This window comes from Streptomyces sp. NPDC057950, from assembly GCF_042887295.1.
Taxonomy (GTDB): domain Bacteria; phylum Actinomycetota; class Actinomycetes; order Streptomycetales; family Streptomycetaceae; genus Streptomyces; species Streptomyces kaempferi.
The window spans coordinates 127,121-150,875 of the sequence record NZ_JBHVPP010000019.1 but is presented as its reverse complement, the minus strand read 5'-3'; the positions used below and the strand labels follow the sequence as shown (position 1 = coordinate 150,875).

Sequence of the window (23,755 nt, the reverse complement as noted above, 5' to 3'; positions counted from 1 at the left end):
GGACCCGGGTCACGCCACGGGCCGTCACACCCCTGGCGCCAAGGCCCGCCATCTCACCGTGACTTCGCCCTGCCGCCAGCGCGATATCGCGTCGGTCACCGGCCAGTCGGCCGCCAGATCGCGGACCGTGCGGATCCAGCGCTGCCGCGCGCCGTACGAGGCGTAGGGCGCGGCGGCCGCCCAGGCGCGGTCGAAGTCGCGCAGGAACGCGTGGACGGGTTCGCCCGGGACATTGCGGTGGATCAATGCCTTCGGCAGGCGTTCGGCGAGGTCGGAGGGGCGGTCCAGGGAGCCGAGCCGGGTGGCGAAGGTGACCGTGCGGGGGCCCTCGGGACCGAGCGCGACCCAGACGTGGCGGCGGCCGATCTCGTCGCAGGTGCCCTCGACGAGCAGGCCGCCCGAGGAACCGGGCCCCGCCGGCGCCAGACGGGCGCACAGGCGCTGCCAGACGGCGGCGACCTGCTCCTCGTCGTACTGGCGCAGCACGTTCGCCGCCCTGATGAGGGTCGGTCCGCCCTCGACCGGGACCTCGAAGCCGCCATGCCGGAAGGAGAGCCCCTCCCGCTCGTACGGCCGCGCTGCCTCGACCCTGGCCGGGTCGATCTCCACGCCCACCACCCGGGTGCGCGGGGCGACCGCGCGCAGGCGCGCCAGCAGTTCGACCGCGGTCCAGGGGGCCGCCCCGTAACCGAGGTCGACCGCCACCGGATCGGCGCTCCCGCGCAGTTCGGCGCCGTGGGTGGCCGCGATCCAGCGGTCCATCCGGCGCAGGCGGTTGGGGTTCGTGGTCCCGCGCGTCACCGTTCCCACGGGGCGGGACGCGGCGCGGGCTGTCATGCGTATGAGAGTAGGCGGCCGTACGCGACGCCGTGCCCGCCTGTGGACAACCCCCGCCCCGGCCCCAGTCCTGTGGACAAAGCCCGCGCACGCAACTCGCTATCGAACGGTTGAGCGACATCTGGTAATGATTCGGCAAAAGGGAAATGGAGCGGCCTGCTCCGGCGTTCCCCAGGATTGGAGGGTGCGCCGCGCCCTCCGACCGGCATGCCCGCAGCGAGGAGGAACGCCACGTGAGCCAGTACGTCAGCAGGCTCGGGCGGCGCTCCCAGGCGACGCCGTCACGGCTCAGGCTGAACCGAAGGCCCCGTCGCGTCGCGATGCTCTCCGTGCACACCTCACCGCTGCACCAGCCCGGCACGGGCGACGCGGGCGGCATGAACGTCTACATCGTGGAGCTGGCCCAGCGCCTCGCCGCGATCAACATCGAGGTCGAGATCTTCACGCGGTCCACGACGGCCGCCCTCCCGCCCACCGTCGAGCTGGCCCCCGGAGTCCTCGTCCGGCACGTCGACGCGGGCCCCTACGAGGGCCTCGCCAAAGAGGACCTGCCCGCCCAGCTGTGCGCCTTCACCCACGGCGTGATGCAGGCATGGGCCGGGCACCGCCCCGGCTACTACGACCTGGTGCACTCCCACTACTGGCTCTCCGGCCACGTCGGGTGGCTCGCCGCCGAGCGCTGGGGCGCGCCCCTGGTGCACGCGATGCACACCATGGCCAAGGTCAAGAACGCCGCGCTCGCCGAGGGCGACACTCCCGAGCCCGCCGCCCGTGTCATCGGCGAGACCCAGATCGTGCGCGCCGCCGACCGCCTCATCGCCAACACCGCGGAGGAGGCCGGCGAACTCGTGCGCCACTACGAGGCCGAGTCCGGCAAGGTCGCCGTCGTCCACCCCGGCGTGAACCTCGACCGCTTCCGCCCGGCCGACGGCCGCGCCGCGGCCCGCGCCCGGCTCGGGCTCCCGCAGGACGCCCTGATCCCGCTCTTCGCGGGCCGCATACAGCCTCTGAAGGCCCCCGACGTGCTGCTGCGCGCGGTCGCCGTCCTGCTCGACGAGCGTCCCGAGCTGCGCGGCAACATCGTCGTCCCCGTGGTGGGCGGTCCCAGCGGCAGCGGTCTCGCCAAGCCCGAGGGCCTGCAGAAGCTCGCCGCCCGGCTCGGTATCGCCGATGTCGTGTGCTTCAGGCCGCCTGTCGACCAGGAGCAGCTCGCGGACTGGTTCCGGGCCGCGTCGGTGCTGGTCATGCCCTCGTACAGCGAGTCCTTCGGACTGGTGGCCATCGAGGCGCAGGCGGCCGGCACGCCGGTGCTGGCGGCCGCGGTCGGCGGGCTGCCCGTCGCCGTGTGCGACCGGGAGACCGGTTTCCTCGTCCCCGGGCACGATCCCGCCGCCTACGCGCGCGTGCTGCGCGATTTCGCCGACGACCGGACACTCCCGGCCCGGATGGGCGAGGCCGCCGCCCGACACGCGCAGCGCTTCGGCTGGGACACCGCGGCGGCGGCCACGGCGGACGTGTACGCGGCGGCGACGCAGACCCACCGCCGCGAGGTCCGCGGCCACCAGGGCTGACACCCCGCTGTCGGACGGCTGACGTACGCTCGCCCCATGGCTGACGCAGCGTCGATCGTCGAGCAGGCCCTCACCGAGGCCGAGCTGGAGTGGGAGAGCCCCGCGACGGGTTCGTACGTCGTGAAACTGCCCGGCACCCGCAAGCTCTCCACGACCGTGTCGCTGATCGTCGGCAAGCACTCCCTGTCGCTGAACGCCTTCGTGGTCCGCCATCCCGACGAGAACGAGGAAGGCGTCCACCGCTGGCTCCTGGAGCGCAACCTCAAGCTCTACGGCGTGAGTTACGCGGTCGACCCCCTGGGAGACGTGTACCTGGTCGGCAAGCTGCCGCTGGCCGCGGTCACGCCGGACGAGATCGACCGGCTGCTCGGTTCGGTCCTCGAAGCCGCCGACGGGTCTTTCAACACCCTCCTTGAGCTCGGTTTCGCCTCCGCGATCCGCAAGGAATACGCCTGGCGGGTCTCCCGCGGGGAGTCGACCCGCAATCTGGATGCGTTCACGCATCTGACTCAGCGTCCGACTGACTGACTCGTGGTCCAGTCCAACTAGCCATTGCACGCCCCTTTCCGCGCGGACCCTCGCAGTGGCATGCTCCCGACTGACGCAGATCTGAACGTCATTCACATCCATGGATGCGATGAGAGGCGGGCGGGCATGGGCGAGGAGCACGTGGGGATCGGCAGGCGGGGCCTGCTCGGCAGCGCCGTGGCCGTGGCGGCGGCCGTCGTGACCGGCGGACCGGCGGCGGCCGCGGCACGACCGGACGCGGCCTCGGCGGCGGCCGGTTCGACCGGTACGACGGCCGGTTCGACCGGTACGACAGCTAGTTCGACCGGTGCGACGGGCACGGCGGCCGGTTCGGCGGGCGCCGCGCGGCACGGGACGCACGGCCAGGTGCCCGGCCTCTGGCGGGAGTTCACCCGCTCCCCCTTCACCCACCCGCAGATCCCGTACGTGGGCCGGTCCGGCTTCCGCGGCGGGACCGCGCGCTTCCCCCGCCGCCCCGTCGTGGCCGACGTACGCGACTTCGGCGCCGTGGCGGACGACGGCGTGACGGACTGCGCGCCCGCGATCAACCGTGCCATCGCCGCTGCCGGCAGGGCCGGCGGTGGCACGGTTCTCATCCCGCCCGGCACCTTCCGTCTCGACGGCCTGATCCGCGTCGGCCACTCGAACGTCGTCCTGCGCGGCGCCGGCAGCGACCGCACGAAGCTGCACGCGACCAGGAACCTCACCGAGCTGATCGGCGTCTACGGCTCCCGCTACGGCGGCGACAAATCCTCCTGGTCCTGGGCGGGCGGCCTCATCTGGCTCGCCCCCACGGCCCGCCTGGACTCCCTGATCGCCGCCGTCCGGGCGAAGGCGTGGCCCTTCGAGGGCTGGACCGGCAACCGTCGCGACGAGTGGGAGACGCTGACGACGGTGGCACCCGCCACCCGGGGTTCGTGCACGGTGACGGTCACCGACCCGCGCCGGCTGAAGGCGGGCCGGCTCGTCCTGCTCCGCCTCGCCGACGACGCCGACCACACCCTGCTCGAACACATGGCGGGCGGCGGCCCCGGCCCCGAGGCGTACTTCTGGGACGACAAGACCAAGCTGACCAGCTACGTCCCCTACGAGTGGCCCGTGCGCGTCAGCCGGGTGCGGGGAACGAAGGTCACCCTGGAACGCCCGCTCCCGCTCGACATACGCCCCGAGTGGGACCCGCGCCTGACCACCCACGTGGAGCCACTGACGGGCTCGGGCGTCGAGGACCTCACCCTGGAGGCCGTCGAGACGCCGCAGTCCCCGCACCTCCTGGACAAGGGCTACAACGGGGTGGTGTTCCAGTGCGCGTACGACTGCTGGGCGGACGACGTCGTCGTACGCCATGTGGACAACGGCTTCGGACTCGTGGCCGCCTCGGCGTGCACCCTGCGCCGCACCCGCGTGGCCGGCCGCGGCTCGCACCACCCGTACTTCTGCCGTGAGGGCTCGCACGACAACCTAGTCGAGGACTTCACCATCGAGCAGCGCACGGTCCCGGCCCCGGCGGACACCCAGCTCCACGGCATCAACGTGGAGGGGCTCTCCTCCCACAACGTCTGGTCGCGCGGCGACATGCGGATGGGCACCTTCGACTCCCACCGTGGGATGCCCTTCGCCAACGTCCGCACCGACATCACCGTCGAGAACAACGGCCGCCACGGCGGCGACGCCTCCGCCGGGCCCCTCTTCGGCGCCCGCTTCACCCACTGGAACATCCGCGACACCAACAACCGCGCGGGCCTCGTCAAGATCGACGGTCTCGCGCCCTACAGCGCCACGGTCGGCGTCAACACCTGTACGGAGTTCGACCAGATCGACGTACCCGACTTCACCGGCGACCTGCACTCCCGCCTGGAGCTGTACGGGACGACGGACGTCGTACGGCCGCGGAACCTGTACGAGGCACAGCGCGACCTCTGAGACGCGTGGGTCACGTCGGACCCGTGCCCGTCGTGCCCGTCCTGGCCGTCGTGCCCGTCGGATCCGTCGTGCCCGTCCTGACCGTCGGATCCGGCGTGCCCCTGGGGTTCATGCGGGTCTGAGGGACCCGCGTCGCCCCGCCGCGGTAACGCCCCGGGGCGACTCCGACCAGCCGCTTGAACTGGCGGGTGAGGTGGGACTGGTCGTAGAAACCGGTCGTGGTGGCCACCTCGGCCGGTCTGCCGCCGTCCAGGAGCAGCCGGCGGGCACGGTCGACACGCCGCGACATCAGGTACTGGTGCGGCGCGATCCCGAAGGCACCGCTGAACGCCCGTACGAGATGGGCGGGATGGGCGTGCAGGAGCCGGGCGGCCTCGTCGAGGGAGACCCCGTCGACGAGCCGTGCGTCCAGCAGCTCGCGCAACCGGTCCGCGAGCGTCGGGTCGGTACGGGTCTCCTCGGCGGAACGCGGCCGCAGATGGCCGCGCAACCGCTCGGCCACCAGCGTCAGCCTGCTCTCGGCCTCCAACTCGTCGCCGGGGTGCGCGAGAGCGGTGTGCAACTGCCCGACGCGTCGGCGCAGCAGCGGGTCGCGCAGGTCGGGACCGTCCACCGCGGGGCCGATGAGACTCGCGTCGAGCCGGCTCAGGTCGAGATAGAGGACGCGTTTGCGGAATCCGTCCTCGGTGACCGGCGAACCGTTGTGGGGGACGTGCGGCGGCAGCAGCGAGACCGTGTCGTGCGGGGTGCCGTGCTCGTGCCGGTCGAGGTCGTAGCGCACGGCGCCGTCGTCGACGATCAGCAGCGTCCACGCCTCGTGGACGTGCATCGGGTACGCGTACTCGGTGTAGTGGGCGTGGAAGACCTCCACGACGCCCGGGATCCGCGGGCGCCACGCGGAGATCTCCCGCTGGGCCGCCATGCAAACAACGTACAAGACGACGTCGTACGGCGGTCGGCAGTCTCGAGGCATGAGCACACCGGACGACGAGCCCATCCGTTTCGACACCAAGATCGCCGTACTGCTGAGGGACGACCTCGAACCCTGGCAGCGGCTCAACGTGACCGCCTTCCTGGTCAGCGGCCTCGGGGCGACCGTCCCGGAGGTGGTCGGTGAGCCGTATGCCGACGCGGACGGCGTCCCGTACCTGCCCATGTTCCGCCAGCCGGTCATGATCTTCGAGGGCGGCAAGGAGACGCTGACCGCGGCGCACGGCCGCGCGCTGGTCCGGGCGCTCCCGCGAGCGGTCTTCACGTCCGACCTGTTCGCCACGGGCAACGACCGGGACAACCGGGCCGCCGTACGGGCCGTGCCGACCGTGGCCCTGGATCTGGTCGGGCTCGCGGTGTACGGGCCGCGGAACGGGGTGGACAAGGTGTTCAAGGGGGCGCGGATGCATCCCTGAGACCGGGCGGCCGACGGGGCGGGGGCGCCCCCGCCCGGCCGGTGCGCGCCGGGTCACCCGTGCCGGCCCGGGACCCCGCCACCACCGGGGGCACCCGTGTCAGCCCCGGAACCCGCCACCGCCGAGGGACCCAGGGCGGCCGCCGTACCGGCCCGCGTCACCGGTCCTGCCCGTGTCAGCGGTCCTGCCCGTGTCACCGGTCCTGCCCGCGTCGGCGGTCCTGCCGCCGGTCACGCCTCCGCCGCGGTCTGCTCGGCCGCCGGTCCCGCCTTCACCGCGGAAACCTTCACCCCGGGTGCCCCCACCGCGGGCACCCGCAGCGCGGTCTCCGTGATCTCCGTGATCTCCGCGATCTCCGTGGGTACCTGCACCGGGGTCTTCGCGGTCTCCGTGGGCGCCTTCCCCGCGGATTCCTCCGCCGGGAGACGGCTCATCAGCATCCCGTACCCGAGCGCCGAGGCCGTGCCCACCGCCGCGCACAGCCCCCACAGCCACTCCGCGCCGAGCCGGTCGATGACGACGCCGGACATCAGGGGCGCGATGAGCGCGGCGAGCGACCAGGAGAGGGTGTACATGCCCTGGTAACGGCCGCGGCCGTGCGTGGGGGAGAGCAGGATGACCAGCCCGGTCTGTGTCGGCGCGTTGACGATCTCCGCCACGGTCCACACGCACACGGTGAGGGCGAAGACGCCGACCGAGCCGGCGAAGGCGGTGAGCCCGAAGCCGTACCCGGCGATGAGCGACGAGATCACGAGCAGCCGTCGGGGATCACGGTGCTGGATGAACCGGGTGACCGGGATCTGCAGGGCGACGATGAGGAGACCGTTCACGCCGATCGCCAGGCCGTAGTCGGCCGGGGTGAACCCGGCCTGGCCCATCGCGACCGGGAGCCCCACGAATCCCTGCTGGAAGACGAGGCTGACCAGGAAGGACAGCCCGATGACGCTCATGAAGCGCCGGTCGCGCAGCACCGTCCCGAGGCCGGCCTCGGCCGCGGTCTCCTTGGCGGTCAGGACCGGCCGGGACTCCGGCAGTTTCGCGAACACGACCAGCGCGCAGACCAGCGTCATGCCGGCCTCGATGAGGAAGCCCGCGAGGTAGCTGAACTCGGCGATGAACCCGGCGGCCATCGAGGACACCGCGAACCCGAGGTTGATCGCCCAGTAGTTGAGGGAGAACGCCCGGACCCGGTCCTCGGGCCGCACGATGTCGGCCATCATCGCCTGCACGGCGGGCCGGGAGGCGTTGCTGGCCATACCGACGAGGAAGGCGACGACGGCGATGCCCACCGGGTCGTGCATGAAGCCGAGCAGCGCGACGGAGGCCGCCGTCGACGTCTGCGCGATGAGCAGGGTGGGCCGCCGACCGAGCCGGTCGGTCATCACCCCCGCGCCGAGTGAGGAGACGACCCCACCGAGACCGTGCAGGGACGCCACCAGGCCCGCGTACGAGGCGGAGTAGCCGCGGTCGAGCGTCAGGTACAGCGCCATGAAGGTGGCCACGAAGGCCCCCAGCCGGTTGACCAGGGTGCTGGTCCACAGCCACCAGAACTCACGGGGGAGTCCTGAGACGGTCTCTCGGACGGCACGTCTCATCACGACTAGTGGCATGGCGGACCCCAGGTCAGGAAGGTGCGTAAGCGGCTCGGGCGGTAGGCACAACTTACGAGAGTCCGGTCCGGGTGAGCCACTCGATTAACAGATGCCGTCAACCGGCGGACGTTCGCCTGAGCGTCGATGTCCGTCTGTCGACCGGGGGAGCGGCGTGTCGGCGCGTTCCATTACGCTCGACCGCATGGCCGACGCACCGTACAAGCTGATCCTCCTCCGCCACGGCGAGAGCGAATGGAACGCGAAGAACCTGTTCACCGGTTGGGTGGACGTCAATCTCAACGAGAAGGGCGAGAAGGAGGCAGTCCGCGGCGGTGAGCTGCTCAAGGACGCCGGCCTGCTGCCCGACGTGGTCCACACCTCGCTCCAGAAGCGGGCCATCCGCACCGCCCAGCTCGCGCTGGAGGCCGCGGACCGCCACTGGATCCCGGTCCACCGCTCCTGGCGCCTGAACGAGCGGCACTACGGCGCGCTCCAGGGCAAGGACAAGGCCCAGACCCTCGCCGAGTTCGGCGAGGAGCAGTTCATGCTGTGGCGCCGTTCCTACGACACCCCGCCGCCGCCGCTCGCCCGCGACGCCGAGTACTCCCAGTTCGACGACCCGCGCTACGCGACGCTCCCGCCGGAGCTGCGCCCGCAGACGGAGTGCCTCAAGGACGTCGTCGTGCGCATGCTGCCGTACTGGTTCGACGGCATCGTCCCCGACCTGATGACCGGCCGCACGGTCCTGGTCGCGGCCCACGGCAACTCGCTGCGCGCCCTCGTCAAGCACCTCGACGGCATCTCCGACGCCGACATCGCGGGCCTGAACATCCCCACCGGCATCCCCCTCACCTACGAGCTGGACGCCGACTTCAAGCCCCTCAACCCCGGCGGCACCTACCTCGACGCGGATGCTGCCGCGGCGGCGATCGAGGCGGTCAAGAACCAGGGCAAGAAGAAGTAACGAGACGTCAGTAAGCCCCCTACCTGCGGGTTCTCCGCGGGTAGGGGGCTTTTTGGTGGGGCTGGGCCGTCTCTGGGGCGTCAGGCGCTTCGGCGGGTCGTCCCGCGCGGTCCGGTGAGGATCAGCCGTTTGGTCACCGGGGGACCGTCCGCGACCTTCCACGGCAACGTGACCTCGACCGGCGGGAACTCCGTCATGTGTGCCCGGAGAGCGTCAGCGACCGGCCCGGGGAGCGGAACGTCCCGAAGCTTGCCGCCCTTCGGCGGTGCGCACACGGCCTTGCTGCGGCTCGGCAAGCGGCGTTTCGGTCCCGGCGATGAAGCCAGGAGACTGACGCGGTTCTGCGGTTCTGCGGATCGCTCATCGCGATGGTCGGGCGCGTCGGCCGGCGCCCTTCGTTGCTCCTGGTACTCGTGCTCATCGGCGTGGCGACCTCATGGTTGCGAACCTCGTTGCCACAGCCAGGGGACGGCCTGTCCTACGGGTTCGCCATGTTCGCTGGTGTGTGGTCCATCTCGCGGACCCTGCCCCGAAGCCAGGAAGATCAGCGGACCGACGATCGAGTGTGCCCGCCGCGTGCCCGATCCGGCGGCGAGACCCTCACCTCTGCCTGTGCTCCCACCTCGCGGAAAGCCGCGACCGCAGCCTCCGCGTCCTCCTGCGGCACGCCGTCGAGAATCATCGCGGGAACGCGCGTCGCCAGAACCTTGCTGTGCCAGAGGCTCAGTCCCGTCAGGCGACGTACGACTTGGGCGACGTCCAGCACACGGGTTCCAGGATCGGTGAGCACCACGTCATGAGGCACGTCGTCGCACACCAACAAGAAGTACTCCGTCATCGCTCTCCCCGTCCCTCCCCGTCCCTCCCCGTCCCTCTCCGTCCCTCTCCTCCTTCTCCGTCCTTCTCCTCCTTCTCCGTCCTTCTCCGTCCTTCTCCGTCCTTCTCCGTCCTTCTCCGTCCCGGAGCCTACGAGTAGCCGGCCGTCATGTCGCCGCAGAAAAGAGGGCAGCCGCGCCTGCCTCCTGCCCGGCCAACCCCGGGCTGTGGGAAGGTACTTCTCATGACTTGCGTCCGAAGGGGCCGTGCCTCGTAGAGCAGCAGCTTCACTGCGACCGCGGGAACGCCGCTGGGGAAGACCGTGGGTGCGGTATCGCGATGTCCCGGGTCTTTCGGGAGCGGCGAATGCCGCCGTCCGCGTGCTCGAACGGGAGCGGTTGTCTCCGGGCATCGTGTCGGTGGCGCTGAGCGTGTGGTCCGTGCGGGTTCACGGCACCGAGCGCCGATGGAGGCCGTGGGAGGGCGAGTTCACCTGCCCGTGCTGCGGCGAGGGGTGGGCCCGGGACAAGCTGCAAGAGGCTCTGTTCATGCTGCCGCCGAGAGCCGCCACCGAACTCCAGGTACAAATCGAGCGCTTGGACGCGGTGCTGCTCAGGCGAACGCACCACGACCCCACGGCGGATCCGGAGTTGGCGTGGTGGCATCGCAGATGCTGACCGTACCGAGCTCGGTCCATGCCGGCCGGATGATCAGGGTGGTGGCCGGCCGTCTCGCGGAAGTCGCGGAAGTCATGGTCTCGAACGACCTGAGCGAACTCGTCGCACTCCACGGCACCGGGTCCGGGGAGACGGCCACCGCCCCTCCGGCCGCCGGGTAGGTAGGACCCCACGGGGAACCGGCAAGGGCCACGGCGCCCCGTCCGTCGCCTCAGCCGGGGTGGTGGGCTGTCGTGATCGGCTCGAGAAGTCGACGTGGTGTGTTGATCGCGCCCGAGACCGGGTCGATCTCGATGCCGGTCGGCTGGAAGCCGGGGCCGGGTTCGACCCGGATCTCCGGGACCGGGACGGCTGAACCGCAGTCCCGGCAGCGCCCGTCGCGGTCGAGGAGGCCGCCGTCCAGGTCATGACGGAGGACGCGCTTCACTCCGTTCGGGGAGTAGAAGGACTCCCCCCAGTTCATCAGAGCGTGCACGGCCGGCCACAGTGCGACGCCCTTGTCCGTCAGCCCGTACTCGATACCGCCGGCTCCGCCCTCCTCGCGGGTGAGTACGCCCTCCTGCACCAGCGACTTCAGCCGGTTGGTCAGGACGGCGCGCGGGATGCCGAGCTGGGTGGCGAAGTCGCCGAACCTGCGTACCCCGTAGAAGGCGTCGCGGACGATCAGGAGCGTCCATCGCTCTCCTACGACCTCCAGCGTGCGCGCGAGGGGGCAGTTCCCGTCCGCGTAGGTCTTGGGAAGGGTCATGCCGTTCATTCTACCAGGAGCAGTTCACTCACTGAACTGACGGTGCTACGGTGTTCCTGTGGGGCGGTTCAGTCATTGAACTGACCGTCGTGCAGGTCCTGAGGAGAGTGCCGCATGTACCAGTTCCTTGTTTCCTTCACCGTCCAGCCGGATCATCGCGACGACTTCGTCCGGGCGGCACGTAGAACCGCCCGTGACTCCCTCGCGAACGAGCCCGGCTCCCATCGGTTCGAAGTCGTCGCGGACGAGGAGAACCCGGATGTCCTCTACCTGAACGAGGTCTACGCGGACGTCGACGCGTTCGAGGCGCACGCCACCGGCCCGTACTTCGCCGCGTTCTTCGCCGAAGTCGGCGCCTACGCCGAAGGCCCGACATGGCTCATGAGGGGCAACCTCGTCGGCGACGAAGCCGCCGCCTGAGCCGTGACCGGCCGCGACGCGATCGGCGCGGCCGCCGCCGACACCCATGAAAGACGAGGTCCATCATGTCGTCCGTGCTCATCACCGGCGCATCCAAAGGCATCGGCCGCGCCATCGCCGTCGCGCTGGCGGGCCGGGGCCATCGAGTGATCGCCACCGCACGCCGGCCGGAAACGCTGGCCGACCTCCCCGTCGACCAGCGCCTGCGCCTCGACGTCACCGACCAGGAGAGCGTCGACCAGGCCGTCCGGGACGCCGGCGACATCGACGTACTGGTCAGCAACGCCGGCGAAACCGTGCGCGCGCCCCTGGAGAGCGTCCCGCTCGCGGAGGTCGAACGGCTCTTCCAGCTCAACACCCTGGGTGCGCTGCGGGTGGCGCAGGCCGTGCTTCCCGCCATGCGTGAAAGGGGGACGGGTCATCTCGTCTTCGTCTCCAGCATCCAGGGACGTCTGGTGCTCCCCATGATCGGCCCCTACGGCGCCACCAAATGGGCACTGGAGGCGCTCGCCGAGACGCTCGCCATCGAGACGGGTCACTTCGGGATCAAGGTGAGCGTCGTGCAGCCCGGCGCGGTGTCCTCGGGCGGCGGCGAGCGGGCCAGGGTGTTCCTGAGGGAGAACGATCCCTACACCCCGCTCTACGAGGCACTGCCCGCGCTCCGTGGCGAACTCATCACCCCGGAGGAGGTGGCCGCCACGGTGGCCGACACGATCGAACTGCCCGAACCTCCGTTGCGCGTGCCGTCCGGCGCACCCGCCGAGCGCGTCCTGCGGGCCCGCAAGGAGGCTCCCGAGACCGAGCCCTTCCTGGCGGCCGAGATCGATTGGTAGGTGTCGAGCGGTCGGCGTCGAGCGTCGCCGCCGTCGTCGTCCCGCCCCGTCGTCGTCCCGCCCCGCCGTCGTAGCGCCCCGCCGTCGTCACGCCCCGCCGTACAGAGGAATGAGCAGGGGGCGGATCGGGGCGCGCGGCCCGCCTGCGCGTCAATCCTGTTGTCATCTGATAGGGAATGTTCCACTTGGTGCGGTCTTGTCCCCAGGAAGGGCGACCGGGCGGCATCTCTGTGTTCGAACCCCGCGCCACGACGGCACCTGACGCGACAGTAGAGGGAGACCATGGGCTGGACACGCACACGTCGGTCGGCAGCGACGGCGGCTCTCGCCGGAGCGGTCGCCCTCGTCTCAATGACGCTGCCGCCGGCCCACGCCGGAACGCGGACCGGGGCCGCGCCGTCGTTCGCGACCGTGACGAAGGCCGTTCCGAAGGCCGTGACGGAGGACGTGACGACGGCCGTGACGGAAGACGTGACGAAGGCCGTGACGGAGGACGTGACGACGGCCGTGACGGAGGACGTGACGACGGCCGTGACGGAGAAGCGGTCCGGCACGCCCGTGCCGCGCCCCCCGCGCCTCCCGCGGGACTTCCGTGGGAAGGGCAAGTGGATCGTCCGGGACCTGGGCATCACGGTCCCGTTCACCTGGGAGGGGAGGAACGGCGACAGCCAGATGATCGCGGGCGGCCCGCAGTACCCGATCTGGTTCACCAACCTGATCCACCACGGCAGCCTCTACACCTTGACCTACAAGTGGCCCGGCCTGACCGAACATCCGTGCTCACAGATCCCGGGCTTCGACCTCGACCAGTTGAACGAGGCGTTGCGGGGAGCACGGTTCGTCGGGCGGGAGATCCTCCAGCGGAGCCCGAACCGGTACGTGAACCACTGGCGGGTCGGTGTCGTCCTGCCGAAGCGGCCGCCGGGGAAATTCCTTCGGTTCCCCCTCGCGCTGGGCGACATCTACGTCGATCAGAAGGACCGGGGTACGTTCTGGCAGGTGCTGCAGTTCGGCGTCCAGAACCTCTACGATCCCGAGCTGGACGAGTGGGCCGTGATGGACACGTTCGCGCACAAGCCCGGTACGGTCACGCTTCCCGCCCGCTGCTCACCACCGCCGTTGGTCTAGCGCCCCGGCGCCGGGATCAATGGCCGCCGCTGGGCCGGTCGCAGGCGGAGTGGTCGGGGTAACCGCCGAAGGCGTCCGCCTGGGTGGAGGCGCGGTCCATCATGCCCTCCACACACAGCGGGAAGGTGTCGATGAGGAAGCCGACCCCCGTGGGGCCGTTCTGGTACGACCGCACCTTCGAGGCGGGGTAGCCGAGGCCGGTGAGCGCGTCGCGGGTGCTGTCCGGCGCGAAGTCGCCCCGCTCACGCAAGGGTTCGAGTGCGCCCTCGACCCGCGCGACGGCCGCCAGCCCCTCGCACCGCTCCCGGCCGTGCAGCGGGAAGGGCACCATGAAGCCGTGGTTCTCGGCGTAGTGGTCGGTGGGCGGCGTGGCCGGCCCCGAGGCGTCCGGGGTCCGCGTCGGCGTCGGCGCGGAGCTCTCGCCGGGGCACCGGAAGTCCACCGGAGCGCTCGGGGTCGCCGCCGCCGCCCCTGACGGTCCCTCCGCACCGGCCTCGTCCCCGGGCCGGTGCGTTCCGCATCCCACGGCCAGCACGGCCAGCACGGCCAGCAGGGCCAGTACCACCATCGGCACCGTCCCGAGCCGGACCCCCGTCGTCCTGATCACCGTCATGCCCCCGATCGTCCCCCGTGTCGCGGCGCGCGTCATGAGTACGCCTACTCACCCGAGCCCCGCGCGTCCGGTGGTGACCGCGGGGCTCGGGTGGTGACCGCGCGGGGGGCGGTATACGTTCGAAGAAGGGGCGGCGTCGCGCTGTCGTGCCTGGTCGCGGTGCCGGTCTCGGCCCGTAACCCATGCCGTGAGGTGCCCCCATGAAGATCCAGGACTCGATCGCCCTCGTCACCGGAGCGAACCGCGGACTCGGTGAACAGTTCGCGCGGGAGCTGGTCGCCGCCGGAGCGGCCAAGGTCTACGCCGGAGCCCGCGACCCCGGGAAGGTCACGGTGCCCGGGGTGGTGCCGGTCGCCGTGGACATCACCGACCCGGAATCCGTGCGCGCGGCGGCGGACCTGGCGCAGGACGTGACGCTGCTCGTCAACAACGCCGGTTCGACGACCAGGGCCGACGTGCTCACGGCCGGTCTGGACGCGTTCCGCACCGAGTTCGAGACACACGTGCTCGGCACTCTCGCCATGTGCAGGGCCTTCGCCCCCGCCCTCGGACGCAACGGGGGCGGCGCGATCGTCAACGTGCTGTCCGTGCTGTCCTGGCTGTCGGTCACGGCCAGCGCCGGTTACGCCGCGGCCAAGTCCGCCGAGTGGTCGGTGACGAACTCCTTGCGGCTGGCTCTCGCGGAACAGGGCACGCAGGTCACCGCCCTGCACGTCAGTTACATGGCGACGGACATGGCCGCGGGCGTGGCGGGTCCGAAGGCCGATCCGGTCGAGGTGGCCCGTGCGGCGCTCGACGGTGTCGAGGCCGGACTGCACGAGGTGCTCGCCGACGACGCCAGCAGGCAGGCCCAGGCGGCGCTGGCCGAAGGGCCGGGGTCGCTGTATCCCCAACTGTCCGGGCGGCCGGGGCTGATCTGAGCACGCGGGAACCGCCCGCAAGGGAACGGAGCACGCGGCGACCGAGCACGCGGGAACTGCCCGCACGGGGAACGGAGCCTGCGGCGACCGGGCACGCGGGAACCGTGCGGTCGGGAACGGAGCACGCGGCGACCGGGCACGCGGGAACCGTGCGGTCGGGAACGGAGCACGCGGCGACCGAGCACGCGGGAACCGTGCGGTCGGCCGGGGCCGATACCGTGCGGTCGGCCGGGGCCGATCCGAGCGCGGTGGGACATCGTCAGCGCGCCACGAGCTGCTGGCCGCCGTCGATGTCGTACGTGCCGCCGGTCAGCGCGTCATTGACCATGATGTGTACGGCCAGGGCGGCCACGTCGGCCGGCCCTACGACCCGTCGGATGGGCAGCGTCGCACGCAACTCCTCGCGCCGGGACTCCAGTTGATCGTCAAGGAGCGTGGCCGACAGGGGCGTGTCGACGAATCCGGCGGCGATGAGGTTCACCCGGACCGGCGCCAGTTCGAGTGCCAGGTTGGCGATGAGGGCGGGCAGCGCCGCGGTGAGGGCGGAGGCGACGGACATGCCGATGCCGGGGCGCCGTCCTCCGGTGCCGCCGACGAACAACAGGGTGCCTCCGGCCCGGACCTTGTCGCGGCTGTAGAGGCCGACCCCGAGTGTCATCGCGAGCCGCTCGCCTATGTGGTCACCCGCGGCGGTGGGGTCCATGTCGCCCAAGGGCATGTAGAAGGGGCCGCCGGCGGTGACCATCACATGGTCGACCGGGCCGGGAAGATCCTCGAAGAACCGCCTCAGCCGCTCGGTGTCGCCGGCGTCGAACGCCGCCGTGTCGAGCGGTTCGAGGGCGCTCGCCGCCTGCCGCAGCCGCTCTGGGTCCCGGCCCACCAGGATCAGCCGGCCGCCCTCCGCGCGGACCCGGCGGGCGGTCTCCAGCCCGATGCCCGCGCTGCCGCCGATCACCACGACCGTCCGGCCGGCGAGGTCGTACGGGCGGTCTGGGTCCGGGACGGCGGGCGCGCCGGTCATGGCCGTCAGCCCTCCTGCTGGTCGTCCACTGTGATGTGGAACGTGAGCCGCCGTTCCGTCACGGCCGCCGGGACCGTGTGCGTGCCCGCCGGGACGGTGTGCACGAAGCCCCGGGCCGAGCGGTAGTCCCCCGTACCGCCGGTGATGGCGATGTCGACCGTGGCGGCGGCCGGCAGGTGCAGCAGGGCCTGCGAGGTGATCTGTCCCCGGGGCAGGTCGAAGGTGCCGAGGCACTGGAGCTCGTCGGGCCCGGTCCGGACGTACGTGCAGACGACACTGTGGTCGCCGATCTTCTCGCCGTCGCGGTAGAGGTCCTCGGCGATGATGATCTCGTCCCCGGGACCGAGCCCCTTCCTGCCCACGTCGAGGGTCTCGGAATGGGTCTGCCTGGCGACCAGCTGGATGATTTCCGTGTGCTGATGGATCTGTCGGCCGGTGTCGGAGGCGGACGGGGTGGCCGACCAGGCGGCCGACGCCGTGGGGACGGCGATGAGGAGGGCGGCGGCCAGACCCGCGGCCGCCCCGGGACTGCGTGGGCGAATCCTGCGCATGGAACGTCTCCCACTTGCTGCGGAGATGTGCCTTTCGCGGCTTATTTTACCGTTGGGTACGGCTCGGTGCCCGGCGCGCGTTCCCCGCTCGGGGGTCCGTACGTGGAGGAGGGGCCCCGCCGTGGTGACGGGGCCCCTCTGGATCCGCGTGCCCTTGTGCGCCGGGGTGTCCGGTCAGCCGCACTGGCAGGGGTTGCCGGACTGGCAGCCGCACCCGCAGCCGGAGCCGCAGCCGCAGGCGCCGAACAGGGGCAGGCTCTTGATGTCGGCGGGCTGTTCGGTGTCCCGGTCCAGGGTCGGGTCGGGCGTGGCGGGGGATTCGGCCATGGGGTTCTCCCTCAATGAGGCCTCAGTGAGGCATCGAGGCATGGGTGCCTACGCCTATTCCATGCCCGCTCCGCTGGGCGCATCAACGGCGCACTGAGGCTCGCGAGCGCCCCCGGAGCCCGGGAACAGGCATTTTCCGCCCGCCCGCGGTCTCCGCGGCCCCGATTTCAGCCCCCCGCCCCCGATTTCAGCCCCCCGCCCCGGTATCAGACGCCTTCCGCCCCCGTGGCGGGGTGGATGTCGGCCTGGAGCTCGTCGGCGTGCTCGCCCGTCACCAGGTACACCACGCGCTTGGCCACCGACACCGCGTGGTCGGCGAAGCGCTCGTAGTAGCGGCCGAGCAGGGTGACGTCGACGGCCGTCTCGATGCCGTGCTTCCAGCGGTCGTCGAGAAGGTGCTGGAAGAGGGTGCGGTGCAGGAGGTCCATGTCGTCGTCGTCCTGCTCCAGCTGGAGCGCGAGGTCGACGTCCTTGGTGATGACGACCTCGGCCGCCTTGGCCATCAGGCGCTGGGCGAGCTGGCCCATCTCCAGGATCGTGGCGTGCAGGTCGTGCGGGACCCCGCGCTCGGGGAAGCGCAGCCGGGCCAGCTTCGCGACGTGCTGGGCCAGGTCGCCGGCCCGCTCCAGGTCCGCCGACATCCGCAGCGACGTGACCACGATGCGCAGGTCCGTCGCCACCGGCTGCTGGCGGGCCAGCAGGGCTATCGCGCGGGCCTCCAGCTCGTGCTGGAGATCGTCGACCTTCTGGTCGGCCGCGATCACGCTCTCGGCGAGCTTCAGGTCGGCGTCGAGGATGGCCGTCGTGGCGCGTCCGATCGCCGACCCGACGAGCCGGGCCATCTCGACCAGGCCCTCGCCGATCGAGTCAAGTTCCTCGTGGTACGCGTCACGCATCGTGTTGTCCCTCTCTTACGTCACCTTTGGGGGCTGGGGGCCGGACCCCCAAGGCGTCTACTGACCGCCGGACGGGCCCCGTGAACCCCACGCTCCCACGTTCCGGCTCGTACGCGTCCGTTTCCGGCACCCCAAATGAACCACCCCTGGCTCCTGGGTGAACTCTGGGCGACGAGTGTTCGAGGTCGCACTCGGATGGCTGTGGGCTTGCGTGTCGACATGCCTAACCTGGGGGCATGGACGTGAACGCGGCGGTCGCCGCAGCGGCAGCGATCGCCGGAGTACTCACCGGTGTCATCGCCATGCTGGCGTTCCGCTGGAGCGAGCGCGACCAGAAACGCCCCACCCGCACCTCGCTCCACACGGACCCGGTGCTTCCACCAGGTGTCGACACGGTGCTCTCCGTGCTCCGCTCCTCCGCTGTCGTACTCGACGAGGCCGATGCCGTCGTCAAGGCCAGCTCCGCCGCGTACGCCCTCGGGCTGGTCCGCGGCGGCAAGCTCGCCGTCGAACCCATGCTGCAGATGGCGCGTGACACCCGCCGGGACGGCGAGATACGCCAGGTCGAACTGGATCTGCCGAGAAGGGGAACGGGACGCGGTGAGGCCCTGGCCGTCTCCGCGCGCGTCGCGCCGCTCGGCTCCCGGCTGGTACTGCTGCTGGTCGAGGACCTCACCGAGGCGCGGCGCATCGAGGCCGTACGGCGTGACTTCGTCGCCAACGTGAGCCATGAGCTGAAGACGCCCGTCGGCGCGCTCTCCCTGCTCTCCGAGGCCGTGATGGACGCCTCGGACGACCCGGAGGCCGTGGAGCGCTTCGCCGGGCGCATGCAGATCGAGGCCACCCGGCTCACCAATCTCGTACAGGAACTCATCGACCTGTCGAGGGTGCAGAACGACGACCCTCTGGAGGACGCCGAGCCCGTGCGGGTCGGCGAACTCGTCGCCGAGGCCGTCGACCGGTGCCGCCACCAGGCCGGCACCAAGCAGATCACCATGGCCGCCGGCGGCACCGCCGAGCTGAGCATCTGGGGGAACCGCGGCCAGCTGGCCGCGGCCCTCGGCAACCTCGTCGAGAACGCCGTCAACTACTCGCCCGCCCGCACCCGGGTGGGCATAGCCGCGCGCCGGGTGACCGCGCCCGGCGGAGACCTCATCGAGATCGCCGTGACCGATCAGGGCATCGGGATCTCCGAGAAGGACCGGGAGCGCGTCTTCGAGCGCTTCTACCGCGTCGACCCGGCTCGTTCCCGCCAGACCGGCGGTACGGGCCTGGGGCTCGCGATCGTCAAGCACGTGGCCGCCTCGCACGGCGGGGAGGTCACGGTGTGGAGCTCCGAGGGTCAGGGCTCCACGTTCACCCTGCGGCTGCCGGAGGCGGGTGCGGCCCGCGACCGCGTGACCGATCACCACATGCCCGGACTCGACGAAGACGACGAGACCGAGCAGCCCGACGGGACGACCACCGTCTCATCCCCGTATGAACCGCTTCCTGCCCCGGAGGTCCTTCCGTGACCCGAGTGCTCGTCGTCGAGGACGAGGAGTCCTTCTCCGACGCCCTGTCGTACATGCTCCGCAAGGAGGGCTTCGAGGTCGCCATCGCGACCACCGGGCCCGACGGACTCGACGAGTTCGAGCGCAACGGCGCCGACCTCGTCCTCCTCGACCTGATGCTGCCGGGGCTGCCCGGCACGGAGGTGTGCCGTCAGCTGCGCGGCCGCTCCAACGTTCCGGTGATCATGGTCACCGCCAAGGACAGCGAGATCGACAAGGTCGTCGGGCTGGAAATAGGAGCCGACGACTACGTCACCAAGCCCTTCTCGTCCCGCGAGCTGGTCGCCCGTATCCGGGCCGTCCTGCGCCGCCGGGGCGAGCCCGAGGAGGTCACTCCGGCCGCCCTGGAGGCCGGTCCGGTCCGGATGGACGTCGACCGCCACGTGGTCACCGTCTCCGGCTCCAAGGTCGACCTCCCGCTGAAGGAGTTCGACCTGCTGGAGATGCTGCTGCGCAACGCGGGCCGCGTGCTGACCCGTATGCAGCTCATCGACCGGGTGTGGGGCGCCGACTACGTGGGCGACACCAAGACCCTCGACGTCCACGTCAAGCGCCTGCGCGCGAAGATCGAGCCGGACCCGGGTGCGCCGCGATACCTGGTGACGGTGCGCGGGCTCGGCTACAAGTTCGAGCCGTAAACCGGCCCGACTTAGGCCGTAAACCGGCCCGACTTAGGACGGGCGCCCGGGAATCCGGCGCCCGGAAACGGCCTGCCACCGCACGCGTGGCGGCACGACGACGCCGAAGGGCGGTACCCCTGCCAGGGGTACCGCCCTTCGGCGTGGTACGGACGTGGTACGGGCGTGGTACGGGCGTGGTACGGGCCTCGTGCGGGCTTCGTACGGCTTCGTACGGCTTCGTACGGTGGCCTCCCGGCGTCGCAGATGTACGCCGGGAGTCCGGGGTCACTGGCCGGAAGCGGACTCCGTGGCCGAAGCGCCGGACGACGTCGAGTCGGACGGTTCGCCCGAGACCGAGTCGGACGGCGAGGTGGACGCGTCCGGCGAGGCGGACGCGGAGCCGGTCGCCGTCGCGCCGGGCGCCGCCGGGATGTCGCTCGGACCCCACTTCGTGAAGTAGCTCGAGGCCGGGACGACGAACGCGCGCAGGTTCACGTCTCCGGTCTTGCTGAAGGTGAAGGTGATCTTCTGCGCGTTGCCGTCCTTGACGGTCGACCCGGGGGAGGACAGGGCCGCGGAGGCGTTGCCCTTGCCGCCGAGGATCACGGAACCGCCGGGCGGGATGGTCAGCTTGCCCTTGCCCGTGGCGGGCGTGAGCTGGGCGTTGCCGTCGCCGGCGACGCTGACCGAGTCCAGGGTCTGCGCGGTGCGGCCGTTGTTGAACAGGGTCGCGGAGATCACCGCCGGGCCCGTGGAGGTGGTGTCGGGCTGGGTGATGACGAGGGCGTTCTGGATCTTGATGTCGCCGACGCTGGTCGCCGCGTTGTCCGGCTTGACCTCCAGCGTCTGTGCGTCGTTGCCGGCAGCGCACGCGGCGAGCGAGGCGATCGAGAACGCAATGGCGGCGGCGGCGAGGGCGCCGCGTCGAAGGCTGCTGCTCACGGCGGCGGCAACTCCTTGAACGTGGGCGAAGCAGGGCGACTCCTGTGTAAAGCCGCCCTAAGGGTCTGTCAGCGGCCTTAGGTTACCGAGCCGTTCCCGCACCACCGCACCCGACCCGCCCCTTCGCCCCCTCGAGCCCCGTCGCGCCGTCCGCGCACGCCGGTCCGTGCGCCGTCGGGAGCGCGCCTCGACGACTCCTCGGGCACAGCTCGTCTGCCATTCACATAAGTAGCCATGAGATCCGCTTGGGGTTTTCCGGTAGGGAATCCGTGGCGGACCAGAAAATTGATCATCGACAGTTCGGTGAGAGGCGTGATCAATTCCGGATTCGTCTCGTACCCGACTCCGGCAACCGAACGGAGTAGCGGAAGTCGAGCTCCTGGAGCAGGACAAAACGGGATGTTCGGACCCTGGTCAGGGTCTACAGGTGTGTGTACCGTACGCGTTTCACTTGCCCTGGACAGCCGCTCCCACCTGCGAATACCCTCTTCCGCTCGCCCCTCGCAGCACGTTCCTGTCGCGGTTGTCAAGCCCCGAGATATGCCCTGACCTGCGAAAACGCCATTCAGAAGACGCAGTTTCCGTGTTACCCTGGATAGCCACGGAAGGGGTACCTGTCACATGACGTTCAAGGTTGGCGACACCGTGGTCTATCCCCATCACGGGGCCGCGCTGATCGAGGCCATCGAAACTCGCCAGATCAAAGGCGTGGACAAGACCTACTTGGTGCTGAAGGTCGCCCAGGGCGACCTGACGGTACGTGTGCCAGCGGACAATGCGGAGTTCGTCGGCGTGCGTGATGTGGTCGGTCAGGACGGGCTGGACCGGGTCTTCGAGGTGCTGCGCGCGCCGTACGCCGAGGAGCCCACGAACTGGTCGCGTCGTTACAAGGCAAATCTGGAGAAGCTCGCCTCCGGCGATGTCATCAAGGTCGCGGAAGTCGTGCGTGACCTGTGGCGTCGTGAGCGCGAGCGCGGACTCTCCGCCGGTGAGAAGCGGATGCTTGCCAAGGCCCGGCAGATCCTGGTGAGCGAACTCGCCCTCGCGGAGAACACGAACGAGGACAAGGCCGAGGCTCTGCTCGACGAGGTTCTCGCGTCCTGACGCATGCCGCGCCTGGACGATGGTCGTTCGGACGGTGGATTGGTTCATCTGTCGTTCGGACGATAGTCGTTCTGACGTAAAGCACAAGGCCGCGCGACTGTGCAATGAAATGCCGCGGTGCCCGATGACGCAATGGGAATTGCTGTCGCCGGGCGCTGCGGCATGTTCGTACCCGCATCTCCTCGGAAACCCGGGTCTCCCCGAAGTCTCCGCCCCGAAACCTCAGCCCCGGCACAGTGAATGCGCCGGGATACTTGATGTGCCACCCGGGGCGGCCGACTCGACCGGATGTCACGGAAGGGTCCGGTCAGGACGTCGCGCCGGGCACTCCCCCACGCACGGCGAGCGGGAGGCACGCCAGGGCCATACCCAAGCAGGCCGAGTACACAAACCTGACAGGAACCGATGTCTGACGATTCGCGCCCTTCGCCGTCCGGGAACCCCGTCGCGGCCGTGATTCCGGCCGCCGGCCGGGGCGTGCGCCTCGGTCCGGGCGCCCCCAAGGCGCTCCGGGCGCTGAACGGCACGCCCATGCTCATCCACGCGGTGCGGGCCATGGCCGCCTCCCGTGCCGTCTCACTGGTCGTCGTCGTGGCGCCGCCCGACGGGACGGCCGAGGTCAAGACCCTGCTCGACGCGCACGCGCTGCCCGAGCGCACCGACTTCCTCGTCGTCGCCGGCGGGGACAGCCGCCAGGAGTCCGTGAAGTACGGCCTCGACGCGCTGCCGCCCGGGATCGACATCGTCCTCGTGCACGACGCGGCCCGGCCGCTGGTGCCGGTGGACACGGTGGACGCGGTCATCGAGGCGGTACGGGACGGCGCGCCGGCCGTCGTGCCGGCCCTGCCGCTCGCTGACACCGTCAAGCAGGTCGAGCCGGCGAGCGTGCCGGGGACGCCGGAGCCCGTCGTCGGCACACCCGAGCGGGCGCGGCTGCGCGCGGTGCAGACCCCGCAGGGCTTCGACCGGGCCACCCTCGTGCGGGCCCACGACACCGTCACCGACGACGTGACCGACGACGCGAGCATGGTCGAGCGGCTCGGGGAGCGGGTCGTGGTGGTGCCGGGGCACGAGGAGGCGTTCAAGGTGACGCGTCCCCTGGACCTCGTCCTCGCGGAGGCGGTCCTCGCGCGCAGGAGGGCGAACGATGGGTTCTGAGGTTTCCGGTACCGGTACCGCTGCCGGGGGGCCGCCGGCCGCCGGTGCGCCCTTGTTGCCGCAGGTCGGTGTCGGTACGGACATCCACGCCTTCGAGGACGGCCGGGAGCTGTGGTGTGCCGGGCTGCTGTGGGAGGGGGAGGGGACCGGGCTGGCCGGGCACTCCGACGCGGACGTCGTCGCGCACGCCGCCTGCAACGCCCTCTTCTCCGCGGCCGGGCTCGGCGACCTCGGCGCGCACTTCGGCACCGGGCGGCCCGAGTGGTCCGGTGCGTCCGGGGTGACCCTGCTGACCGAGGCCGCGCGGATCGTGCGGGCGGCCGGTTTCGTCATCGGCAACGTCGCCGTCCAGGTCGTCGGACCCCGGCCGAAGATCGGGAAGCGGCGGGACGAGGCGCAGAAGGTCCTGTCCGAGGCGGTGGGGGCGCCGGTGTCGGTGTCCGGGGCCACCACGGACGGGCTGGGGTTCCCGGGCCGGGACGAGGGCTTGATGGCGGTGGCGACGGCGCTGGTGGCCCGCGCGGTCTGAGGCGCGTGCCCCGACCAGGGGGCCGCCGCCCCCTGGACCCCCGCTCCGGCGTCAAGGACCTCGTCCTCGATCGCCGGACGG

26 protein-coding genes and 1 pseudogene are annotated in these 23,755 nt (G+C 71.0%); 15 read left to right on the top strand and 12 right to left on the bottom strand.

Annotation, left to right across the window (positions count from 1 at the left end; translation table 11 throughout):
* Window positions 1-24: 24 nt before the first annotated feature.
* Entirely contained in the window at window positions 25-837 is an 813-nt protein-coding gene (locus tag ACFVTC_RS29040) for a class I SAM-dependent methyltransferase (protein ID WP_390131449.1), read from the bottom strand.
* Window positions 838-1,070: 233 nt separating this feature from the next.
* On the opposite strand from ACFVTC_RS29040, the gene mshA reads away from it, so the two are divergent.
* From mshA to ACFVTC_RS29025, 3 genes are all read left to right on the top strand, one after another.
* Window positions 1,071-2,408, top strand: coding sequence for a D-inositol-3-phosphate glycosyltransferase (gene mshA, locus ACFVTC_RS29035; RefSeq protein WP_390131448.1), 1,338 nt, complete (start codon window positions 1,071-1,073; stop codon window positions 2,406-2,408).
* Window positions 2,409-2,444: 36 nt separating this feature from the next.
* Window positions 2,445-2,936 carry a YbjN domain-containing protein gene (locus ACFVTC_RS29030; RefSeq protein WP_168528778.1) on the top strand — a complete coding sequence of 164 codons (492 nt, stop codon included), beginning with the start codon at window positions 2,445-2,447 and terminating at the stop codon, window positions 2,934-2,936.
* Between the two features lie 126 nt (window positions 2,937-3,062).
* Entirely contained in the window at window positions 3,063-4,856 is a 1,794-nt protein-coding gene (locus ACFVTC_RS29025) for a glycosyl hydrolase family 28-related protein (protein WP_390131447.1), read from the top strand.
* A 10-nt stretch (window positions 4,857-4,866) separates the two neighbouring features.
* Here the strand turns inward: ACFVTC_RS29025 and ACFVTC_RS29020 are convergent, their stop codons facing one another.
* Window positions 4,867-5,778 (bottom strand): helix-turn-helix domain-containing protein, encoded by a 912-nt coding sequence (locus ACFVTC_RS29020; RefSeq protein WP_390131446.1) that lies wholly within the window; start codon window positions 5,776-5,778, stop codon window positions 4,867-4,869.
* Here ACFVTC_RS29020 and ACFVTC_RS29015 point away from each other — a divergent pair.
* The gene (locus tag ACFVTC_RS29015) at window positions 5,777-6,262 is read left to right on the top strand and encodes a DUF2000 family protein (RefSeq protein WP_390131445.1); all 486 of its coding nucleotides are present in this window, start codon (window positions 5,777-5,779) and stop codon (window positions 6,260-6,262) included. The two genes, ACFVTC_RS29020 and ACFVTC_RS29015, sit on opposite strands and share 2 nt — an antisense overlap.
* A gap of 230 nt (window positions 6,263-6,492) precedes the next feature.
* Here the strand turns inward: ACFVTC_RS29015 and ACFVTC_RS29010 are convergent, their stop codons facing one another.
* The gene (locus tag ACFVTC_RS29010; protein WP_390131444.1) at window positions 6,493-7,872 is read right to left on the bottom strand and encodes an MDR family MFS transporter; all 1,380 of its coding nucleotides are present in this window, start codon (window positions 7,870-7,872) and stop codon (window positions 6,493-6,495) included.
* 184 nt (window positions 7,873-8,056) lie between these two features.
* On the opposite strand from ACFVTC_RS29010, the gene ACFVTC_RS29005 reads away from it, so the two are divergent.
* The gene (locus tag ACFVTC_RS29005; protein ID WP_390131443.1) at window positions 8,057-8,818 is read left to right on the top strand and encodes a phosphoglyceromutase; all 762 of its coding nucleotides are present in this window, start codon (window positions 8,057-8,059) and stop codon (window positions 8,816-8,818) included.
* 101 nt (window positions 8,819-8,919) lie between these two features.
* Here ACFVTC_RS29005 and ACFVTC_RS29000 read toward each other — a convergent pair.
* Together ACFVTC_RS29000 and ACFVTC_RS28995 are read right to left on the bottom strand one after the other, a co-directional pair.
* Window positions 8,920-9,108 (bottom strand): annotated as a pseudogene (locus ACFVTC_RS29000) (site-specific integrase); the annotation flags it as partial.
* Between the two features lie 254 nt (window positions 9,109-9,362).
* Window positions 9,363-9,656 (bottom strand): ribosomal protein L7/L12, encoded by a 294-nt coding sequence (locus ACFVTC_RS28995; protein WP_390131442.1) that lies wholly within the window; start codon window positions 9,654-9,656, stop codon window positions 9,363-9,365.
* A gap of 633 nt (window positions 9,657-10,289) precedes the next feature.
* Here ACFVTC_RS28995 and ACFVTC_RS28990 point away from each other — a divergent pair.
* Window positions 10,290-10,472: a hypothetical protein gene (locus ACFVTC_RS28990; protein ID WP_390131441.1), complete on the top strand. Its 183-nt coding sequence runs from the start codon at window positions 10,290-10,292 to the stop codon at window positions 10,470-10,472.
* 50 nt (window positions 10,473-10,522) lie between these two features.
* On the opposite strand, the gene ACFVTC_RS28985 is transcribed toward ACFVTC_RS28990, so the two are convergent.
* Window positions 10,523-11,059, bottom strand: a complete 537-nt coding sequence (locus tag ACFVTC_RS28985) for a winged helix-turn-helix transcriptional regulator (protein WP_390131440.1) — start codon at window positions 11,057-11,059, stop codon at window positions 10,523-10,525.
* A 114-nt stretch (window positions 11,060-11,173) separates the two neighbouring features.
* Here ACFVTC_RS28985 and ACFVTC_RS28980 point away from each other — a divergent pair, with 114 nt between their 5' ends.
* From ACFVTC_RS28980 to ACFVTC_RS28970, 3 genes are all read left to right on the top strand, one after another.
* Window positions 11,174-11,479 carry a putative quinol monooxygenase gene (locus tag ACFVTC_RS28980; protein ID WP_390131439.1) on the top strand — a complete coding sequence of 102 codons (306 nt, stop codon included), beginning with the start codon at window positions 11,174-11,176 and terminating at the stop codon, window positions 11,477-11,479.
* A 65-nt stretch (window positions 11,480-11,544) separates the two neighbouring features.
* The gene (locus ACFVTC_RS28975; RefSeq protein WP_390131438.1) at window positions 11,545-12,312 is read left to right on the top strand and encodes an SDR family oxidoreductase; all 768 of its coding nucleotides are present in this window, start codon (window positions 11,545-11,547) and stop codon (window positions 12,310-12,312) included.
* Between the two features lie 351 nt (window positions 12,313-12,663).
* Window positions 12,664-13,440 carry a hypothetical protein gene (locus ACFVTC_RS28970; protein WP_390131437.1) on the top strand — a complete coding sequence of 259 codons (777 nt, stop codon included), beginning with the start codon at window positions 12,664-12,666 and terminating at the stop codon, window positions 13,438-13,440.
* A 16-nt stretch (window positions 13,441-13,456) separates the two neighbouring features.
* On the opposite strand, the gene ACFVTC_RS28965 is transcribed toward ACFVTC_RS28970, so the two are convergent.
* Complete coding sequence (locus ACFVTC_RS28965) at window positions 13,457-14,053, bottom strand: hypothetical protein (RefSeq protein ID WP_390131436.1); 597 nt, start codon at window positions 14,051-14,053, stop codon at window positions 13,457-13,459.
* Between the two features lie 200 nt (window positions 14,054-14,253).
* Here ACFVTC_RS28965 and ACFVTC_RS28960 point away from each other — a divergent pair, with 200 nt between their 5' ends.
* Window positions 14,254-14,973, top strand: a complete 720-nt coding sequence (locus ACFVTC_RS28960) for an SDR family oxidoreductase (RefSeq protein ID WP_390131435.1) — start codon at window positions 14,254-14,256, stop codon at window positions 14,971-14,973.
* Window positions 14,974-15,232: 259 nt separating this feature from the next.
* Here ACFVTC_RS28960 and ACFVTC_RS28955 read toward each other — a convergent pair whose 3' ends face one another.
* The 4 genes from ACFVTC_RS28955 to phoU all read right to left on the bottom strand — a co-directional run bounded on the left by ACFVTC_RS28955 (window position 15,233) and on the right by phoU (window position 17,768).
* Complete coding sequence (locus ACFVTC_RS28955) at window positions 15,233-15,994, bottom strand: SDR family oxidoreductase (RefSeq protein ID WP_390131434.1); 762 nt, start codon at window positions 15,992-15,994, stop codon at window positions 15,233-15,235.
* A 5-nt stretch (window positions 15,995-15,999) separates the two neighbouring features.
* A complete protein-coding gene (locus ACFVTC_RS28950) occupies window positions 16,000-16,545 on the bottom strand; it encodes a hypothetical protein (protein WP_390131433.1) in 546 nt (181 codons plus the stop codon).
* A gap of 174 nt (window positions 16,546-16,719) precedes the next feature.
* Entirely contained in the window at window positions 16,720-16,872 is a 153-nt protein-coding gene (locus ACFVTC_RS28945; protein ID WP_168528760.1) for a hypothetical protein, read from the bottom strand.
* Window positions 16,873-17,078: 206 nt separating this feature from the next.
* On the bottom strand, window positions 17,079-17,768 hold the full coding sequence (gene phoU / locus ACFVTC_RS28940; protein ID WP_390131432.1) for a phosphate signaling complex protein PhoU: 690 nt from the start codon (window positions 17,766-17,768) through the stop codon (window positions 17,079-17,081).
* 236 nt (window positions 17,769-18,004) lie between these two features.
* Between phoU and ACFVTC_RS28935 the strand changes: the two genes are divergently transcribed.
* Window positions 18,005-19,282, top strand: coding sequence for a cell wall metabolism sensor histidine kinase WalK (locus tag ACFVTC_RS28935; RefSeq protein ID WP_153289890.1), 1,278 nt, complete (start codon window positions 18,005-18,007; stop codon window positions 19,280-19,282).
* Window positions 19,279-19,959, top strand: a complete 681-nt coding sequence (locus ACFVTC_RS28930; protein ID WP_009340348.1) for a response regulator transcription factor — start codon at window positions 19,279-19,281, stop codon at window positions 19,957-19,959. Before ACFVTC_RS28935 ends, ACFVTC_RS28930 begins: the two co-directional genes overlap by 4 nt.
* A gap of 267 nt (window positions 19,960-20,226) precedes the next feature.
* Here ACFVTC_RS28930 and ACFVTC_RS28925 read toward each other — a convergent pair whose 3' ends face one another.
* Window positions 20,227-20,883, bottom strand: a complete 657-nt coding sequence (locus ACFVTC_RS28925; protein ID WP_390131431.1) for a DUF461 domain-containing protein — start codon at window positions 20,881-20,883, stop codon at window positions 20,227-20,229.
* A gap of 621 nt (window positions 20,884-21,504) precedes the next feature.
* Here ACFVTC_RS28925 and ACFVTC_RS28920 point away from each other — a divergent pair.
* The 3 genes from ACFVTC_RS28920 to ispF all read left to right on the top strand — a co-directional run bounded on the left by ACFVTC_RS28920 (window position 21,505) and on the right by ispF (window position 23,674).
* Window positions 21,505-21,987, top strand: a complete 483-nt coding sequence (locus ACFVTC_RS28920; RefSeq protein ID WP_003953493.1) for a CarD family transcriptional regulator — start codon at window positions 21,505-21,507, stop codon at window positions 21,985-21,987.
* 405 nt (window positions 21,988-22,392) lie between these two features.
* Window positions 22,393-23,145 (top strand): 2-C-methyl-D-erythritol 4-phosphate cytidylyltransferase, encoded by a 753-nt coding sequence (ispD, locus tag ACFVTC_RS28915; protein WP_329288630.1) that lies wholly within the window; start codon window positions 22,393-22,395, stop codon window positions 23,143-23,145.
* A complete protein-coding gene (ispF, locus tag ACFVTC_RS28910; RefSeq protein WP_390131430.1) occupies window positions 23,135-23,674 on the top strand; it encodes a 2-C-methyl-D-erythritol 2,4-cyclodiphosphate synthase in 540 nt (179 codons plus the stop codon). The genes ispD and ispF overlap by 11 nt, the downstream gene beginning before the upstream one ends.
* The last annotated feature ends 81 nt before the right edge of the window (window positions 23,675-23,755 follow it).

Coding starts and splice junctions, on each gene's coding strand:
- ACFVTC_RS28935 (WP_153289890.1), top strand. CDS start 18,005: ATGGACGTGAACGCGGCGGTCGCCGCAGCGGCAGCGATCGCCGGAGTA.
- ACFVTC_RS28980 (WP_390131439.1), top strand. CDS start 11,174: ATGTACCAGTTCCTTGTTTCCTTCACCGTCCAGCCGGATCATCGCGAC.
- ACFVTC_RS29020 (WP_390131446.1), bottom strand. CDS start 5,778: ATGGCGGCCCAGCGGGAGATCTCCGCGTGGCGCCCGCGGATCCCGGGC.
- ACFVTC_RS28955 (WP_390131434.1), bottom strand. CDS start 15,994: ATGACCGGCGCGCCCGCCGTCCCGGACCCAGACCGCCCGTACGACCTC.
- ACFVTC_RS28960 (WP_390131435.1), top strand. CDS start 14,254: ATGAAGATCCAGGACTCGATCGCCCTCGTCACCGGAGCGAACCGCGGA.
- ispF (WP_390131430.1), top strand. CDS start 23,135: ATGGGTTCTGAGGTTTCCGGTACCGGTACCGCTGCCGGGGGGCCGCCG.
- ispD (WP_329288630.1), top strand. CDS start 22,393: ATGTCTGACGATTCGCGCCCTTCGCCGTCCGGGAACCCCGTCGCGGCC.
- ACFVTC_RS28995 (WP_390131442.1), bottom strand. CDS start 9,656: ATGACGGAGTACTTCTTGTTGGTGTGCGACGACGTGCCTCATGACGTG.
- ACFVTC_RS29005 (WP_390131443.1), top strand. CDS start 8,057: ATGGCCGACGCACCGTACAAGCTGATCCTCCTCCGCCACGGCGAGAGC.
- ACFVTC_RS28965 (WP_390131436.1), bottom strand. CDS start 14,053: ATGACGGTGATCAGGACGACGGGGGTCCGGCTCGGGACGGTGCCGATG.
- ACFVTC_RS28945 (WP_168528760.1), bottom strand. CDS start 16,872: ATGGCCGAATCCCCCGCCACGCCCGACCCGACCCTGGACCGGGACACC.
- ACFVTC_RS28920 (WP_003953493.1), top strand. CDS start 21,505: ATGACGTTCAAGGTTGGCGACACCGTGGTCTATCCCCATCACGGGGCC.
- phoU (WP_390131432.1), bottom strand. CDS start 17,768: ATGCGTGACGCGTACCACGAGGAACTTGACTCGATCGGCGAGGGCCTG.
- ACFVTC_RS28950 (WP_390131433.1), bottom strand. CDS start 16,545: ATGCGCAGGATTCGCCCACGCAGTCCCGGGGCGGCCGCGGGTCTGGCC.
- ACFVTC_RS29040 (WP_390131449.1), bottom strand. CDS start 837: ATGACAGCCCGCGCCGCGTCCCGCCCCGTGGGAACGGTGACGCGCGGG.
- ACFVTC_RS28975 (WP_390131438.1), top strand. CDS start 11,545: ATGTCGTCCGTGCTCATCACCGGCGCATCCAAAGGCATCGGCCGCGCC.
- ACFVTC_RS29010 (WP_390131444.1), bottom strand. CDS start 7,872: ATGCCACTAGTCGTGATGAGACGTGCCGTCCGAGAGACCGTCTCAGGA.
- ACFVTC_RS28970 (WP_390131437.1), top strand. CDS start 12,664: ATGACGCTGCCGCCGGCCCACGCCGGAACGCGGACCGGGGCCGCGCCG.
- ACFVTC_RS28985 (WP_390131440.1), bottom strand. CDS start 11,059: ATGACCCTTCCCAAGACCTACGCGGACGGGAACTGCCCCCTCGCGCGC.
- ACFVTC_RS29015 (WP_390131445.1), top strand. CDS start 5,777: ATGCAAACAACGTACAAGACGACGTCGTACGGCGGTCGGCAGTCTCGA.
- ACFVTC_RS29025 (WP_390131447.1), top strand. CDS start 3,063: ATGGGCGAGGAGCACGTGGGGATCGGCAGGCGGGGCCTGCTCGGCAGC.
- ACFVTC_RS29030 (WP_168528778.1), top strand. CDS start 2,445: ATGGCTGACGCAGCGTCGATCGTCGAGCAGGCCCTCACCGAGGCCGAG.